12 protein-coding genes are annotated in these 18,331 nt (G+C 38.5%); 3 read left to right on the forward strand and 9 right to left on the reverse strand.

Annotation, left to right across the window (positions count from 1 at the left end):
• Window positions 1-94: 94 nt before the first annotated feature.
• Window positions 95-1,027, forward strand: coding sequence for an extracellular catalytic domain type 1 short-chain-length polyhydroxyalkanoate depolymerase (locus ACUNWD_RS05890; RefSeq protein WP_445586855.1), 933 nt, complete (start codon window positions 95-97; stop codon window positions 1,025-1,027).
• Window positions 1,028-1,101: 74 nt separating this feature from the next.
• Window positions 1,102-2,274, forward strand: a complete 1,173-nt coding sequence (locus ACUNWD_RS05895) for a family 43 glycosylhydrolase (protein ID WP_445586856.1) — start codon at window positions 1,102-1,104, stop codon at window positions 2,272-2,274.
• 84 nt (window positions 2,275-2,358) lie between these two features.
• On the opposite strand, the gene ACUNWD_RS05900 is transcribed toward ACUNWD_RS05895, so the two are convergent.
• From ACUNWD_RS05900 to queG, 9 genes are all read right to left on the reverse strand, one after another.
• Window positions 2,359-4,755: a beta/gamma crystallin-related protein gene (locus tag ACUNWD_RS05900; protein WP_445586857.1), complete on the reverse strand. Its 2,397-nt coding sequence runs from the start codon at window positions 4,753-4,755 to the stop codon at window positions 2,359-2,361.
• 200 nt (window positions 4,756-4,955) lie between these two features.
• On the reverse strand, window positions 4,956-7,493 hold the full coding sequence (glgP, locus tag ACUNWD_RS05905; RefSeq protein ID WP_445586858.1) for an alpha-glucan family phosphorylase: 2,538 nt from the start codon (window positions 7,491-7,493) through the stop codon (window positions 4,956-4,958).
• A 193-nt stretch (window positions 7,494-7,686) separates the two neighbouring features.
• Window positions 7,687-9,039 carry a glycoside hydrolase family 57 protein gene (locus ACUNWD_RS05910; protein ID WP_445586859.1) on the reverse strand — a complete coding sequence of 451 codons (1,353 nt, stop codon included), beginning with the start codon at window positions 9,037-9,039 and terminating at the stop codon, window positions 7,687-7,689.
• Window positions 9,040-9,052: 13 nt separating this feature from the next.
• Window positions 9,053-10,345 (reverse strand): glycosyltransferase family 4 protein, encoded by a 1,293-nt coding sequence (locus ACUNWD_RS05915; protein ID WP_445586860.1) that lies wholly within the window; start codon window positions 10,343-10,345, stop codon window positions 9,053-9,055.
• 22 nt (window positions 10,346-10,367) lie between these two features.
• Entirely contained in the window at window positions 10,368-12,314 is a 1,947-nt protein-coding gene (locus tag ACUNWD_RS05920) for an amylo-alpha-1,6-glucosidase (protein WP_445586861.1), read from the reverse strand.
• A gap of 87 nt (window positions 12,315-12,401) precedes the next feature.
• Window positions 12,402-13,427: a GSCFA domain-containing protein gene (locus ACUNWD_RS05925; RefSeq protein ID WP_445586862.1), complete on the reverse strand. Its 1,026-nt coding sequence runs from the start codon at window positions 13,425-13,427 to the stop codon at window positions 12,402-12,404.
• Window positions 13,427-15,439 (reverse strand): alpha amylase C-terminal domain-containing protein, encoded by a 2,013-nt coding sequence (locus ACUNWD_RS05930; protein ID WP_445586863.1) that lies wholly within the window; start codon window positions 15,437-15,439, stop codon window positions 13,427-13,429. Before ACUNWD_RS05930 ends, ACUNWD_RS05925 begins: the two co-directional genes overlap by 1 nt.
• Window positions 15,440-15,595: 156 nt before the next feature.
• Complete coding sequence (locus ACUNWD_RS05935) at window positions 15,596-16,078, reverse strand: YdeI/OmpD-associated family protein (RefSeq protein ID WP_445586864.1); 483 nt, start codon at window positions 16,076-16,078, stop codon at window positions 15,596-15,598.
• 19 nt (window positions 16,079-16,097) lie between these two features.
• Complete coding sequence (gene queG / locus ACUNWD_RS05940) at window positions 16,098-17,042, reverse strand: tRNA epoxyqueuosine(34) reductase QueG (RefSeq protein WP_445586865.1); 945 nt, start codon at window positions 17,040-17,042, stop codon at window positions 16,098-16,100.
• 197 nt (window positions 17,043-17,239) lie between these two features.
• Here queG and ACUNWD_RS05945 point away from each other — a divergent pair, with 197 nt between their 5' ends.
• Complete coding sequence (locus ACUNWD_RS05945; RefSeq protein WP_445586866.1) at window positions 17,240-18,313, forward strand: WG repeat-containing protein; 1,074 nt, start codon at window positions 17,240-17,242, stop codon at window positions 18,311-18,313.
• The last annotated feature ends 18 nt before the right edge of the window (window positions 18,314-18,331 follow it).

The raw sequence follows: 18,331 nt of genomic DNA on the forward strand, positions 1-18,331 counted from the left end.
AAGATTAGTAACTTTCGCACGAACTAATTAAACTGTTGTAAATATACCAAAGGATAAACTCGTCACGTTCTGTTACATGACAAACAAATTGATCATGATCAAGATAATTCTCCTGCTTTTTAGCTTATTGTCTTTACCATCGATTGCTCAATCACAAAATCAAGGTCATCTAATTGAAGAAGATTTGACATGGCAAGGTATAAAAAGAGACTATTTAATTTATCTCCCACCTTCATTTGAAACCAACAAAACACTGCCCTTATTATTTCACCTGCATGGAGGTGGAGGAACTGCCGGGGGAACCGTGAAACTTACTTTTGGGGAATTTAATAGATTAGCAGACCAATATGGATTCATCGTTGTATATCCGAATGCTGTAAGTAAAAACTGGAACGATGGAAGAACCCAAAACCTTAAACATGGAAATGAATACATTGATGACGTTGGTTTTATCTCAAAAATAGTCGAATCACTTATTGAAAGATTTCCGATCGATACAAACAGAATTTTCACCGCAGGAATGTCAAATGGTGGCTTTATGTCCTCAAGATTGCTTTGCGACAGGGCAGACCTTTTCAGAGGCGGAGCAATACTTACTGCTACACTATCGAAGGAATATCTTCCCCAATGTGATCCTCAAAAACCAGTAGCCGTTTTGGTAATGAATGGAACAGATGATAAGTTAGTACCTTATGAAGGAGGCCAAATTATGGTTTTTGGAAGATCAAGAGGTGAAATTATTTCGACAGATGCTTTTATTGATTTCTGGAACGAACACAATGGCTGCATGCAAGCACACCCCAAAATTGATCTCCCCAACAACAATCAAATTGATGGCACTACGGTGAGCATTTTCGAGTATTCAAGCTGCTCACCAAGAGGAGCTCTAACTCTATACAAAATAAATGGAGGTGGTCATACATGGCCAGGTGGCAAACAATATTTGGGGAAGAAAATTATAGGAAATACATCAAGGGAAATTAATGCCTGTTACGTTATTTGGGATTTTTTCCGTTCGCTCGACTAACCTAGTTTCTGCGATTTAATAGTTTTTCTATATTTTTACGTCCAGCTTATAAATCAAAAATGGAGAGAATCAAAATGAAACAAATATTAGTTGGATTTACTGTTATTTTCACCAGCCTGGTAACATTTGCCCAGGAAAGAACAGCACAAGTTGCTTTTGCACCAATCGCTCCTGTAAACACGCGTGCTGAAATAGAATCAGGCTTGAAATCGCACGATCACGCTTTATTCATAAAAGATCATTGGATTCGTGACCCATACATAATTTTAGGTCCTGATGACTATTATTACCTAACCGGCACCACTCCCAACCCAAATGATCCAAGAGAAAAAACGGAACCTTATAACAAAGGTTTATTTAAAGGAAGTATTGTTGGAGCAACCGTTCAACTGTGGCGAAGTAAAGACCTCATAGATTGGGAGTATTTAGAAACTCCTTACACGGTCGAAGACACCTATCAATACAGAGACGAATTCAAGGAAAAACTGGCAAAGCGTGGAAATAAAGATGTAATATGGGCTCCCGAAATTCACTGGATTAAAGATCATTGGGCTTTAGTTCATTGTCCGGGTGCGGTGAGCAGCCTGGCATTCACAAAAGGACTTCAGGTTTCCGGACCATGGACACATCCTATGGGAAAAGCTTTTGACCTAAAACATGATCCATCCTTATTTCAGGATGATGATGGAAGTTGGTACGCACTTTGGGCCAATACATATACTGCCAAAATAAAGGATGACTTTAGTGGTTTTGATACAAAACCTTTTTTCATTGAGCCTGCCAGTGAGCGTCCAGACCCTGAAAAACCAGGAAAATTGATTAGCAGAATTGGACATGAAGGTGCAACCATGAGAAAAATTGGAGGTAAATATGTTTCATTTGGAACCGCATGGTCTACTGATTTAGGAAGAAAAGGTTCGTATAATTTGTACTACTGCGTTGCAGATGAAATTACCGGAGAGTATGGCCCCAGGAAATTTGCTGGTCGATTTTTAGGCCATGGAACTCCCTTTCAAACAAGAGATGGAAAATGGTGGTGTACCGCCTTTTTCAATGGAGACATTCCCCCTGTTTCACAAGACGGGATTGAGACCCGAGACCTTTCAGAAACTGCTCAAACCATTAATCAACGAGGTACTACAATTGTTCCTTTAGAAGTAAAAGTATTGGATAATGGAGAAATCTATATCCGTGCAAAAGATCCGGCTTATGCCAATCCTGGACCTGATGAGAATCAAAAGTTTTAACTGGAAAATCTATTCCTGAAACCGCGAAAACAAAGAATGGCTGATCTTGCAGGATCAGCCATTCTTTGTTGATATAGTTTGTATTTACTTCTTTATAAACTTGGTATTCAAAGTTTCATTATCGGTTTGAATTACCAGAAAGAATAATCCCGTATCTAACGATGAAATATCAATCCAATTCGAATAAAGCTGCCCCTTCATTGACAGATGTCCACTATTGTTATAGATAGAAAAATTCATCTTCTCAACTGATCCTTCAAACTCGACATGCAATCTATTATTCGCGGGATTCGGATAAATCAAAAGATCAGAATTTTTTGACGCACCAGTTAATGCGACACCAGTTGGGGTTGATTTCTCCCGAACTATCAAGGATGAAATCCAGTTATTAATACCGTCATCGTCCAGACAATCATCATCATCAAAAAGAGTTTGAGCATTATTTGAAAAGTTGTAATCTGAAAAAACTTCAACCTCAAAACCAGAAGCAATCTTTATTGACGAGATATCATCATTTGCCATCCCAATACTATTCAGTGCAAACATATCATAGTCACCAACAGTGAGTTTTATTCCGTTATCACCAAAATCACAATCCGCGAATATTGTCGCAACTGTGGTTTGTACATTTAAAGTAAATTCATACTCCTGTGCGAGCCCATCATTATTGATATAGGAAACAATGTAATTTCCAGACTGTCCGGGTTCAATATTTTCAAGAATTACCTCGCGTGTATTTCTGGCCAATTTTGGTCCAATCCATGACCAGCTGCCACCTGTTTCAGGTTGAGGTGAAAATTTCACAGAACCTCCGACAAATACTTCTGCTGTTGATGTTTGCTCTAGTTCTCCATCATTAATTGCTAAATAAGGTACAATTAAATCAGCACTGCACTCAATCCGGATAGAATTAGTACTATCATTCCAACTCTCACTTTCAAGGCACTCGATATCATTTGGAACCGTAAAAGAATCACCATCTAAATTTTTGCCCTTAAATAAAGTTACCTGATAGCCCTCCCCAACCTGTATTGAAGAAATATCATTCTGATTGATTCCTCGAGCCTGTAAATCAGCTAATGTGTAATCCCGGGCTGGCAGATTAACTGCTTTTCCAGAATAATTGCAGTCAGAATAGGCAATAGCAAAAGTATCAACTACCTCCACAAGTATGGAGCTAACAACATCATTAAAATCACCTCCAATCCAATTTGTATCAGAAGTTCTAGTCATTGATTGTCCTTGGAAATTATCTTCTTTATACAAAGTAATTCGATATCCGGGACGGACTTTAAACGAGGTAATTGAATTGTCAGGCATCCCCAAAAATTCCAAATCAGCTGCTGTATATTCACCAATTGAGAGACCTGCAGAATAAAAACCGTCAAAATCAATATCCCTGTAAATAGCTACCGGATCCGGATATTTCGGACTTCCTCCCGGCGTATTTGACATGTGACCATAAGCTCGTGCCACTGAAGCCTGATATAGCAAGGAAGGATCACCTTGCGCATCTGCATCGCTCCAATCCTCGGGATATCTTCCAAGTAAGTCTTTGCAATTATTGTGTAAAAATGTGAGATAACCTGATACAATATTCAGCCAGTTGATATCTCCATCCAACTCATATAAATCAAAGTACGCAGCAGTCATATCATGACCTCCCCACTGACCTGTCTCATGAAGAGCGTGGTTGTTATAATCGATGTAAACAGTTTCCATAGCCAATCCCATATGACGGGCATCTTCGTAATAACTGCTTTCTTCAGTAATTTCGTACACACGAATTGCAGCTTGCGTTATCACCGCATTTTCATAGCCACGATATCCTCCGCCAAGTCCAAAACGATTGGCCCTCACCCAATCGTAAAGGCGCTTCCCATCGTCCAAATATTTTGCTTCTCCAGTTGCCTGATAAATCATTAGATTAGTCGTCATCGTAGGAGCCGTTGAACACAGGCATTGCCCCGGATCACCTTCATGCCAGCGAATCCCACCAGCCGGATCATCACCTTCATGATTTTCGCCACTCATGCTAAAAGCAATGACTTCTTTTGCCCTGTCCAGATACGTATCATTATTTGTTTCAAAGTACAATTCGACAAGAGCTTTGGCTATCCACGCATTATCGTCATAATAACGGTCACCACAATTATTTGCTGAGGAATTATAAGCCCAAATATTGTTAAAATAGCACCAATATTTTTCATGCATTTCATTCGCTAACGCTTCCGCATCTTCAATTTTCCCAGCGGCAATTAATGCATGCAACTGTACACCTTGTGGCCAATTAAAAGCAATATTCTGACTTCCGGTATTTTCCCTATAAAGATTACTACCCGACAAGCGAAAATCGCGCTCAATTTGTGCAAATGTCTTTTCACTCCACTGAAGAAAAACATCGCTGGATTGTGCAATTGACTTTAATTGAATAATACTTAATACAATAAACACTCCTATCACGACAAACTGTCTTTTCATCTAGCGTATTTTTTTTAGATTAATAATTCTCCTGTTGTTTATACTACCTCCAACGCTCAAATACTCACCATCCAAGAAATATTAAGTAAAAAAATACTTCATCGAATATCTCTTTATTGAATGGTTACAATTAAAATTTCCACAAAAATTAAAGGCCGCCTCAACGAGGCAGCCTTCAAAAACACTCTATATCAGATTGTTTAAATCCATCTTAAATAACGAAAATCCTGACGATGCGGTAAATGCTCATTTTTAGGGAACATTCTAAGCGCATAATTATATGCCCCCGGATTGATCAGGTTCAACTTCATGGAATAAGTGGTAAGGGTTCCATCTGTACTTTCAACGTCAAACTCTTTACGTTCCCGTAATTCAGGATCATCATCCAATCCATTCTCAGTGATCACAATTTCAAGTCCTATTTCTTCAGGAGAAAGTCCTTTCAAATCAACAACTACCTTTGCAGGGTAATCTTCTCCGATTCGCAACGCATTGGTGATACCATCATCAAATTGAACTTCTTTCACTTCGATATCATCCCAAGCTATTGCTATTTTATTCTTCCATGTGGCCATCTCTTTTGCCAGCTTGAAATCATCTGCAACAAGCTTTCCATAACGATCAGCCTGTGGTGTGTAAAACCGGTCCTGATAATCTTTGATCATCCGACAAGTTGTAAAATTCGGAGCCACCTGAGCAATTGTATTTTTAACAATCCCAATCCATTTTTCGGGAATTCCGTCTTCACCCCGATCATAGAAAGCAGGTAGGATATCATCTTCCAATAGATTATAAATTGTCTCTGCATCCAACTCATCCTGCAAGTCCTGCACATCGTATGCGCGCTCCAAAGGAAGCGCCCAGCCTGCATCTTCTTTATAACCTTCCACCCACCATCCGTCAAGCACGGAGAAGTGAATAGTTCCGTTCATAACTCCTTTTTCACCACTAGTCCCTGAAGCTTCCAAAGGACGAGTAGGTGTATTCAGCCATATATCCACTCCCTGAAGAAGCATTTTGGCCAAATTCATATCGTAGTTCTGAATGAATAAAATCTTTCCAAGAAACTCAGGACGTTTTGAAATATCGACAATATGCTTAATCAAATCCTGACCAGCTTTATCTGCAGGGTGTGCTTTCCCCGCAAAAATAAACTGAATTGGACGTTCCGGATTATTCACAATTTCAGACAAGCGGTCTAAATTACGGAATAACAGGTGAGCCCTTTTGTAAGTCGCAAACCTTCGTGCGAAACCAATTGTCAGAGCTTTTGGATTCAACTCGCCTAGAATATCTGTAATTAGCTTTGGATTTTCATGTCGTTTCATCCAGTTGTCTGCAAAACGACCTTTCACATAGTCTATTAACTTTAAGCGAAGATTTTGCTTCAGCTCCCATATTTCTTCATCCGGAACCTTATATATTTTCTCCCACACATCAAAATCAAGCTGATTTTCTGTAAAATCATCTCCAAAATATTTCAGATGTATGTCTTTCCATTCTTTGGCAGTCCAAGTTGAATAGTGAACACCATTGGTCACATAGCCAATATTCAATTCTTCCGACAAATAGCCTTCATATAAATGCTTCAATATCTCTTTGGACACATCTCCATGAAGCATACTAACACCGTTGATTCCCTGTGACAGGTTTGCAGCAAGATAACTCATATTGAAATGGTCTTCATGAGGAGCTGTTTTCCCGAGCATGACAAACTCATCCCAAGTAATTCCAAGATTAGTTGGAACTGTTTCCATGTAAGTTTTAAACATGTGCTCATGAAACGAATCGTGTCCGGCAGGTACTGGCGTGTGGGTTGTAAATAGAGTTGACGCACGAACCACTTCCTTTGCTTCAGCATAGGTAAGGCTGGCTTCAACCATGAAATTCTGAATACGTTCCACGCCAATCATTGCTGCATGTCCCTCATTACAATGATACATGTCCGAACGATATCCTAATTTTTTCAAGGCTCTAATACCTCCGATCCCAAGTAATATTTCCTGTTTCAGCCGGTTTTCATTGTCTCCTCCATAAAGGTGATGAGTAACAAAACGATCTTGCTCTGTATTATCATCTAAATCTGCATCAAGCAGGTATAGGCAAACGGAGCCAACATTCACTTCCCAAACCCTGGCTTTCAGTTTACGCCCCGGATAATCCACTTCAACAGTTACCCAGTTGCCATCCTTATCGAATGCTGGCTGAACTGGTATTTTTGAAAACTGCTCGGCATCATAGTTTGCCATTTGGTCTCCATAAATTGAAATGGTTTGTTTGAAATAGCCATAACGATAAAGCAGTCCAACAGCAACCAGATTGACTTTAGAATCACTGGCTTCTTTTAAGTAGTCGCCAGCCAAAACCCCCAAACCACCTGAAAAAATCTTCAAGCTGTCATGAAGGCCATATTCCATACTAAAGTAGGCCACTTGGGGACCTTCCAGTTGCTTACGGTTCTCCAGGTATTTCTGAAACTTGGAATATGTGGCACGCATTTTTGCCATGAAAGACTCATCTTCACCCAATTCCTGAAAACGCTGGAAACTAACTTTCTCAAGCATTAACACTGGATTGTGGGCACAATCTTCCCATATTTCACGATCGATACTCTGGAATAATTCTCGGGCATCATGATTCCATACCCACCAAAGATTTTTGCTCAACTCCTTCAAAGGAGTCAAGTTCTCTGGAATACTAGATTCCACAAATAATTTTTTCCAAATCGGTTTGTCCACAACAGGTCGTTTTATAAATCTAACACCCTCTCTGCTCATCTTTGTTCTTCCTCTAATTTTTTATATTATAACCAGTTTAATACATCACAGAACGTGATGCACCGAAAAGAGTTGCAAAAGAAGTCAAAAAAAGTTTTCAAATAAAATTTTAATCGAAATTTAGATGTTAAATTTTGGTTTCTAACTAAATACTTTACTTCTCAGATTTAGCAGATTTCGTTTTTTGTTTAGTTTTCGAGGACGCTTTTTTTCTCTTTGAGGCCTGAAGTTTCTTCAACTCAGCTTCATATTTTTTCAGCTTCTTATCTTTATCTTCCAATATTTTATTTAGTGTTGAAATTTCCTGGTCAACTTCGTTTTTTGGAACCAGGCTATTCAATCGGATTTTAAAATCACTGAGAACATTCATATAATTAATAAATGCCTCGTACGGACTTTCGTATGGATTAAAATAGTTATGCACTTCACCATCCGAAAAGAATTTTGTACTCATGTAGTAGAAGTGATCGCTCACTTGCAAATAGCTCCAATCCTTCAGTAAGGCTTCATCCTCAACACGTCCCACACGATCCTGAAGTTCATAAAGTTTATTAAATGCTTCTTGCTGCATCTCGTTACCAAGCCACGCCGTAAGATCACGCTCTTCATCTGCCCATGAAATACTATACGGCACACTAACTGCTGAAACAGGTTGGTAGTCTTTTATAATATCAGATGGAGTTGCAAATTCTAATTCCGTGTTTTTAATAACTGCTTCAGGTAAGGCTTCCATAAACTTGAAAATCCCCGTTTCTTCCCATTGGTGCTCTCCAAATGTTTCGTAATCCATAAATAGGTTGATGATTTCATCATCTTTGTGAGCACACATCCATTTTACAAATTTTTCTGCAGTCAATGGATATTCGTTCCATCCCTGGTTTGAAAAACGGAAGGCGATATCATCACTAAGTTTGAAATTGCGCATTAAAACCTTCAAGCGGGGATTAATCGCATTGCAATATAAAAAGTTTGGCGATTTCCATCCCAAAATATGTTTGGCTCCTTCTGTAAGCATCCCTTTGAACCCCATATCCGCAACAACAGCACCAATCTCATCGGAATAAATCATCTCAGTATTTCGGAAAACCTGAGGCCTTTGTCCAAAATATTTTTCGATTAGATCATCATGTCTTTTTACCTGCTCTTCAAATACCTGCCTGTTTTTTAATGAAACTAATGAATGAGAATATGTCTCTGATAAGAATTCCACTTGTCCTGTTTCTGCAAGAGCCCTAAATGAGTCAAGTACCTCCGGAGCATACAACTCGAATTGTTCCAATACCGATCCAGTAATAGAATAACTGATTTTAAACTTCCCCTTGTGTTTTTTGATTAACTCCAACATTAATTTGTTGGCAGGTAGATAACACCTGTCTGCGACTTTTCGTAAAATCGTTTCATTGGAATAGTCATCATAATAATAATGGTCATTCCCAATATCAAAAAACCGATACCTGCGATACCGAAAAGGTTGGTGAACCTGGAAATTAAAACAAATGGCTCTCATATCTCTAGTATTTTTAAGCAGTTTTTAATGCATCAATATATACATCGCGTACATTCTTGGCTGAGTTTTTCCATTGCAAGCTATCTACTTCCTTTTTACCATGTTTCATAAACATATTCCACATCGCGGGGTAGTTTAACAAGCCATAAATAGCATCTGCCATTGCTTGCGTATCCCAATAATCGATTTTAACAGCAAACTTTAGAATTTCAGCAACCCCCGATTGATTGGAAATAATAACAGGAACGTTCGTTTGCATCGCTTCAAGCGGAACAATTCCAAAAGGTTCAGAAACAGACGGCATCACAAAAACATCGCTCATCCGAAACATATCAAACACGTCATCACCTTTCAAAAAACCTGTAAAGTGAAAACGGTCACTAATTTTTAATTCAGCTGCCCGCTTAATCATCGCATTCATCATGTCTCCACTTCCTGCCATGATAAATCGGACATTATTCATCTTCTGAAGTACCATATTGGCTGCTTCAACAAAATATTCAGGACCTTTTTGCATGGTAATCCTTCCAAGAAAGGTTACAATTTTATCTTCAACACCCTTTTTAAGTTTAATTTTTTCTTCTTGACTTACAGGTTCAACTGCATTATATACGGTGGTGACTTTTTCCGGATCTACGCCATATTTCTCGATGACAATGCGTCGGGTTAAATTACTTACCGTAATAATCTTATCAGCAGCATCCATCCCCCTTTTTTCGATTTCATACACCTGTGGATTAACACTTCCACCGCTTCGATCAAAATCAGTAGCATGCACATGAATTACCAATGGTTTTCCCGATCTTTCTTTAGCTGCGATTCCCGCAGGATATGCCAACCAATCATGAGCATGAATCAGGTCAAAATCATTGTCGCGGGCTATTACATCTGCTACTAAGGAGTACTTATAGATCTCGTGAAGCAAATCAGGTCCATATTTCCCGGAAAATTCCAATCTGCCATCAGTATCTGTTTCTATAAAAGAGGTTTCTTCTGAATACTTTTTACTACTCAACTTCCAAAACTCCTCCGGATCACAATAAGGGACCATCGCAGATTCAACTTCATAATAATCAATCTTCTTCTGCAGATCATTAAATACGACATTTTTACGCGTAACAGGCACATCGTTTGCGCCAATCAATTTCATGGTTGATTGGTTTTCGTCACCAAAAGCCTTAGGAACTACAAAAATGACATCTACATCTTTGTATTCGGCCAAACCTTTTGTTAGCCCGTAACAAGCAGTTCCAAGTCCTCCTGAAATATGTGGAGGAAATTCCCAACCAAACATTAAAACTTTCATACGCCTATTTTTTATCGTCGTGTTATTCTTCAAAATTGGAAACCATTCGATAAGCACGGATAACTCCGGCGACACTCCATGCCTGTGAAATAGCTCCTTTCCCTTTATGTGGTGGATTTCCATTATACATTTCAGGAATGGTCCCAACGCAATGTTCTGTCATTTCAGCTTCAAAATCTTCAATTATTCTTTTTACAAAAGGCAATCCTCCACGTTTGTGAATTTTTAAATATCCTTCCACAAAAAAAGAAATTAACCAAGGCCATACAGTTCCCTGATGAATGGTTTTCTCTCGTTCAGCTACGTTTCCTTCACACAATCCCTCATATTCCGGGTTTCTTGGCGATAAGCTCCGAAGTCCTCTTGGGGTTAATAATTCCTTTTTCGCAATACTCAAGATACATTTCTGCTTTTCTCTATCGAGAGGCGAATATTCCATTGCTGCTGCAATCACCATATTGGGCCGAATGTCCCAACTTTTATAATCACCATTTACATAGTCTGCAAGGTATTCCAGCTCGTCGTTCCAAAATTCACTAACAAATGATTTTGCAATCAAACTTGGAAAACCTTCCCACTCTTTGACAAACTCCTTATCATTCTCTGCCTGTGCTAATTCTAATGCAAAGCAAATAGCATTATACCACAACGCATTAACTTCAACAGGCATCCCCGGACGCTGTACTACTGGTTTCCCATTGACGTAGCTATCCATCCACGTCAATGCAATATCTTTTGTCTCCCCTGAAATCAGTCCATTTTCATTCATCTTAATATGGCACCCGGTTCCAACTCGATAGGCATTTAATATCTCCTTTAAAACCACTCCATATTTCTGCCAGATTTTCTTGCTATCTTTTATTTCTGCCGAATATTGTTGTAATGTCCAAAACAACCAAAGTGGAGAATCCATACAATCAAATTCTTCTCCATACTTAGCATGCATTCTCGGGAAAAGTCCATCTTTCAAATAACTCACCTGCGTATCCAGAACCTCCTCAAATGTCTCATAGTCTCCAACATCCAGAGTTAATCCGGGCAATGCAACTAATGTTTGACGAGTCCGCGCGCCATACCAGGGAAATCCAGCAATCACATCGGTTTTTCCATTTTTTCGCTCAATAAATTGTTGAGCAGAATTAGACAAGCTGTCAAAAAATGAATCCCGAGGCAATCTTTTATTTACTTCGCGTGTAAACTTTGCCTTGATTCCTGAAGCATTTGCTTCTTTTGTCGAAGCAGAAAATACAATACTTTCTCCCTTTTTTATTGGCATTTCAAAGTATCCAGGGACAAATAAATCTTCCTTACAATCGTATCCGCGATTCTTTTCTTTTATGTATTCTATATTATTGTACCAATCAGGCACTGCAACAAATTCATTATCCTTCGACAATTGCATGTGCAAATAAGGGTACCCATCATACATCCTGATTTTTATGCCACTTCCTATTGGTTTGTATTTGGTATTTGCATACAAATTAGCTTTGCTTAGCGTGTGCACATTGCGAAAAGCTAAAAATGGCTTCAGTCTCAATATTGTTGGAGAATGAGCGTCAACCAGAGTATACCTGATAAGAACCTGTTCTTCTTTTTCGACCAGAAGTCTTTCTTTTGTTAAAACAACTCCTCCAACCCGATAAGTCGTTTTGGGCACATTTTCAATTTCATAATCACGAATATACTTGTGTCCTTTGGGTTCATATTGATCACCTTCATATTTATGAATACCAAGGTTGAACTCAGCTCCGTGCTGAATAATGGTTTCATCCAGGGACGAAAGTAAAACATGCTTACCTCCATCCAGTTCATCCAGCGGACAAACCAGCAAGCCATGATACTTTCGGGTGTTGCAACCCGACAAGGTTGTGCTGATATAGGAACCAGCCCTGTTTGAACGGAGTACTTCACGGTTTAAAGAGTACTCCAAGTTGATCAATTGGTTTTTGTCAAATTTCAGGTAACTCATATATTTCAGACTTTATGCCTAAAAATTAATTTTAAAAGCAGTTCAGGAAAATAGTCTTATCGGTAGGTGCTTACAAATGTAGCGAAACTATTTTAATGTTTCACGGGCTTCTGCCTGACTATCACTCAATTTACTTTCAAAATATAATTGTTCGTTATTAAAGTTAAGAAACGGAAAAAATTTTGTCAATCTTCCAATCTCATCTAAGTTGTACAACAGAAATTTTCTGTAGGATTCTGACCCAGAATTAAATGGACGGTGTTTAGCCGCTTTATTTAGTTTTAGAACATCTTTCATTAGCTTTATGCTTTCATTTGAAAGCATTATTTTGCTAAACTTTTGCCAGATATGTTCAACTGCAACTTCATTCAAATGCAACATATCCGGAGCATAGAAGCGATAATCCCTTAATTCATCCATCACTATTTCATAAGAAGGAAAGTAGGCACATTTCTCTTCTCCGAATCCATTAACCAGTCGATCAACGGCAAGCAACAAGGTCGATTTGCTTCTCTGATTTTCCACAGCACCATCCTTCCAATGACGTATTGGACTCACTGTGAATAAGATTTTTAAATTTGAGTTAAATTTCCATATGTCCAACAAAAGTTCTTTAAATTCTGAAACAATTTCACCCGGAGTTAGTCGAAATCGTTTAAATTCTGCTTCGGGTATTTTATGACAATTAGAAACTATTTCACCAGTCCGTTTTAGTTCATAAACCCATGAAGTACCAAAGGTGATTATAAGATACTCTGCTTCTTTCAGATTCTTGTGAGATTCTCCCAGTTGCTCATTAATCGTTTTTAATGTTTTTGATGAATCTATTGATGAAAATTTACTGTGATGATCGAAACTACTCCAAATTCCTTGATGTTCGAACAAATCTTCTTTTTTATAATATTGAAGATTTAGTAACCGCTGTAAACTCTTCGAAATTGATTGTGGATTATATAAAATCCCAAATGGGTTTAAATCAACCTGAAATTTGAATTCTTCGAGCTTATTCCCAATATTTTCAACAAAGCAAGATCCCATCAACATAATCTTATGCCGATAATCAATCCTCCAACCAGGATCGGGAATGCTAACTTCTGTAAAATATTGATTCATTAGCGAATTCTTTTAAAGGATTCTTTTTTCAAAACTAGAGCTGTTCGGGCTGGCAAATACAAATGCAAGTAATGCTGGCTGGTCATTCCGGCTGATGGCCTGGTATAATATGTCATACGGTCATCAATTCGGTCCTGTCCCCCAAATCTACTCTCGTCAGTATTAAAAATGATTTTGAACTTGGATGGTTCGTAAGCTATACCATAATCTGTAAACGATTGTACAGGATTAAAGTTGAATACGATTAAAAAATCTCCTCGCTGATAAACCAGAATCTTATCTGCTTTATTGTCATAACACCAATGAACTTCAGGGATTTCCAACAATCGATTTTCCCGAATCCAATCCATTAAAATTTTATCAAAATCAGACAGCCAATGAAATCGAAGCTCAGGATCATCAGCTAAATGCCACAATCTTCTTGCATTTTTAAATGACCAATTATTACCTTCTCTCGGAAAGTCTATCCATTCAGGATGACCAAACTCATTTCCCATAAAATTGAGATAGGAACCGCCGGCTGCAGATGCAGTGGCTAAACGAATCATTTTATGCAAAGCAATGCCGCGATCAACAATCATATTGGGTTGATCCTTTCGCATGCTGAAATACATTTCCTTGTCAACCAATCTAAAAATGATAGTCTTATCGCCAACAAGCGCCTGATCATGTGATTCGGCATAGCTTACCACCTTTTCATCCAGACGTTTTGAGGTCAACTCATGGAAGATTTGTCCCATATCCCAATTATCATCTGGTATTTCTTTAATCAATTTGATCCAAAAGTCAGGCACCCCCATTGCCATTCGGTAATCAAAACCATAACCGCCATCTTCAAGACGGGTAGCCAAACCGGGCATTCCACTCATTTCTTCAGCAATTGATAATGCTCTGGGATTAATTTCATGAATCAACTTATTCGCTAAATAAAAATAACTGATTGCCTCCCCATCCAAATTCTCATTGAAATAGTCTGAGTAATTGGTAAAGGCCTTTCCCAGCCCGTGATCGAAATAAAGCATGCTGGTTACGCCGTCAAAACGAAAACCGTCAAACTTAAATTCCTCCAACCACAAGCGGATATTTGATAGAAGAAAATGCAGGACTTCATTTTTTCCATAATTGAAACAGTAAGAATCCCATGCAGGATGCTCTCCCCGTGGGCCATTATGAAAAAACTGGTATCGGCTACCATCGTATTTTCCTAAACCCTCAACTTCATTTCTAACAGCATGGGAGTGCACTAAATCCATAATTACCGCAATTCCCATCCCATGAGCTTCATCAATTAATCGCTTTAATTCATCGGGAGTTCCAAACCGCGAAGAGGGTGCAAAAAAGCTAGAGACATGATATCCAAAGCTACCATAATACGGATGTTCCGGAATTGCCATTAGTTGGATCGTATTATAACCAGCTTCCTTGATCCGTGGTAAAACATTTTCCCGAAACTCATTATAGGTATGAACACGTTCTTCCTCACCTGCCATTCCAATATGGCTTTCATAAATCAGGGGAGCTTCATCACCGCGCTGATAATCCGGAAATTTCCATTCAAATAACTTTTCAGGAACCCAAATCTGCGCGTTAAAATCCAATGTCTGCTCATCCTGTGCGACCCGGTTTGCCCAAGCTGGAATCCGTTTTCCGCTCCCTCCCGGCCAATGCATCGAAAATGCATAAAGATCATCTTGCCGAACTTGATTTTCGGCTAAAAATAATTCCCAATTCCCATTTTCAAGCTTATTCAGGCGATACGAATTACCTTCCCGCCATTGATTGAAATCACCAATCATATAAATAGCATCAGCATTTGGAGCCCAATCTCGAATAACCCACCCAGAGTCTGTTCTGTGAAGTCCATACCAAAGATGTCCACTTGCAAAATCACGAAGACTTTGCTGCCCGGCTAATTCTGCATATTTTGCTGTTGCCGCTTGATATCTTGAAGTAATTACTTCAGCATGCGGCTCAAGATATGGATCATTGGCAATTAATTTGAGTTTGTCCATGTTGTTGCTTTTTCTAAAGATAGAAAACAAATACCTAAATAATGTTGACTATTGGATAGTTAAATTAAACTTAATTTTATCAAAAATCCTTTTTGTATTGATAATGAACAAATAATGAATAAAAAGAATTTTCTGGATGAAATAAACTGATGCCAATTATTCTAACTTTTGCCCAGGATAGAATCCAATACGAATACGGGCAAGCATGTTTTCGATTCTTTTCACCCTTGTTTCAGGTCGTTTTGCTTCGTTAATGTGATTCACAATTACCGACTGATTGGTAAATGAGAGTTTTTCAAAATTAGATTTCAATTCAGTATCCTCATCAAGCAGCCATTGAAAATCTTCAGGTACTTTCAATTCCTTTGGAGAAAAATCTTGTTCTAAAACAACCCAAACTTCATCTCCCTCCACTTTTCCAATCGCATCCCTGATTTCTTTTCGAACATGAATCGCATGGTCACCACCTCCCATTGGCACCAAGCTTCCTTCTTTATAAAATCCATCAATCCAGCATTTAATTCTGACAGGCCCATTGGTGCCAAATTCCTTCTTCCCAGTATAAGGGAAACCTGCGTATATTCCACCTCTTTCCGCAGCAAAAAGGGTTGTTTTATATTGATATTTTTTGATTTTCACGAACAAAGAAGCTTACTAATCAAGAAGAACTATCGTCTTTTAAAAACTGCAAATTTCGTTTTAATCCTTCGTACTTAGTTCGTTTAACAGCCGATTTTCGAAACAGTTCATTGAATAAACTTTTGTCCATTTCTTCCCAATCCTTATTGGATAGCTTCAGCAGTCGAGGATGAGGTTCAAAATCCGGTTCATTATGTGGCTCTGACTTCAGGTTCCAGGGACAAACATCCTGACAGATATCGCAACCAAAAACACGATTAGCAAATTTGCCTTTGAGATTTTCATCCAAATCTCCTTTTAGCTCAATGGTTTGATACGAGATACACCTACGGGCATCCACAACATACGGAGCGACTATTGCATTGGTTGGGCAAGCATCAATACACCGGGTACAATTTCCACAATGATTGCTAACTATTTTCTCATCCGGTTCCATTTCCAAATCCACAATTAGCTCGCCAATAAAGAAGAAACTTCCGTGTTCAACAGAAATCAGATTGGTATTTTTTCCGATCCACCCTAAACCAGCTTTTGCGGCCCACGCTTTATCAAGTACAGGAGCCGAATCTACAAAAGTGCGACCATTGCAGTCCGCGATCTCATTCTGAATATATTCTAAAAGTGCATTAAGCTTTTCCTTCAAAACAAAATGATAATCCTTGCCATATGCATATTTTGAAATAATCGGAGCTGCTGAATCTTCTTGCCCTTCCTTTGGGAAATAATTGAGAAGCACGGAAATAACTGACTTTGCTCCATCAAACAACAATGTGGGATCCAATCTTTTCTCCTGATTCCGGCTCATGTAATTCATTTCACCATTCATCCCGTTTTGAAGCCATTTCTCTAGTCGACTTTTCTCTTCATTCAGATACCCGGCACGCGAAATTCCACAAGAGATAAAACCTAATTCGAGCGCCTTCTTTTTTATATGTATTGCTATTTGAGATTGATCAAACTTCATATTTCAAATTAACTCAATTATTTCTCTTGCAAAAATGTTTACCGATTGAATTTATCATTTTGAAAGAAAAACATACGCCATCAATCCACAATCAAACATTAGTTCTTTTTAAACATTCTAAATTTTGCATAATAATTGATGTTTTTAACAAAAAAAATTATTTTTCAGAAATCAATAATCAACTAGTAAAAACTAAAATGACAAAGACTAAAAGCCTTTGGGCATTCTTTCTTTTAATTTCTTCAATTTCCTACGGGCAAATTAACCTCCAAAATTTAGTGCCCACCACCAATCTTTTTCCTGTGAAGTGTGAAGGAAAGTGGGGATTCATCTCCAATTCCGGAGAACTAATTATTGAAGCTCAGTATGACAAGTGCCACCCATTTTATGAAGGACTGGCACTAGTTGAACAAGGTGACGATATTTGGTTTGTTGACGAAACAGGTGAAAAAGCATTTGATTCACCATTCACAATGAGCCGCATTGTAAGTGAAGGAATAATCCGCATTTTGCTGGATGAAAAGGTAGGCTATATTGACAAAACGGGTGAGGTAATTTTAGAACCAAAGTTTAAACAGGGAGGTGACTTTTCAGAAGGTCTGGCATGGGTAAGACTGGAATCGACCAATAATATTGGTTTTATCGATAAAAGTGGAGACATGAAAATTCTTCCGGTTTTTGAATATGCAGGCGACTTTCATGACGGTTACGCCCCAGTCAGGTTAGATGGTTCATGGGGATATATTGACAAAAGCGGAAAGCTCTTTAAAAATTTGATTTATACCCTTACTCAGGATTTTTCGGAGGGTATCGCGCCAATCTGGAAATACGGTCCCGATCTGATTTACATCGATAAAAAAGGAGAAGAACTCTTTAGGCACCGAATCTACGAACCGAACAATCTTCCAAAAGGTAGCTGGAAAGTCCCATCTTGGGGAATGCATTCAGGTAGAATAAAGGTTCAAAACACTAACGGATTAATTGGTTACCTAAACGACAAGGGTGAAACTGAAATAGACTTCCAATTTTCTGATGGAGGTGATTTCATCGGAAATCTGGCAAAAGTAAAATCCGGCAGCAAATGGGGCTTTATTAATAAACGTGGAAAAATGAGTATTTCAGCTCAATTTGACTACGCCGGCGATTTCAATAATGGAGTAGCTCCTGTTTTTCAGGGAGGAACGGAAGAGGACTTTGAAAATGGAAAGGAAAGCGTCAGACTCGGTTACATAAACCAAAAAGGAGAGTTTATCTGGCCTTATAATAATTAATTCAACAATTATCTCTTA

Source organism: Sunxiuqinia sp. A32 (assembly GCF_052690465.1).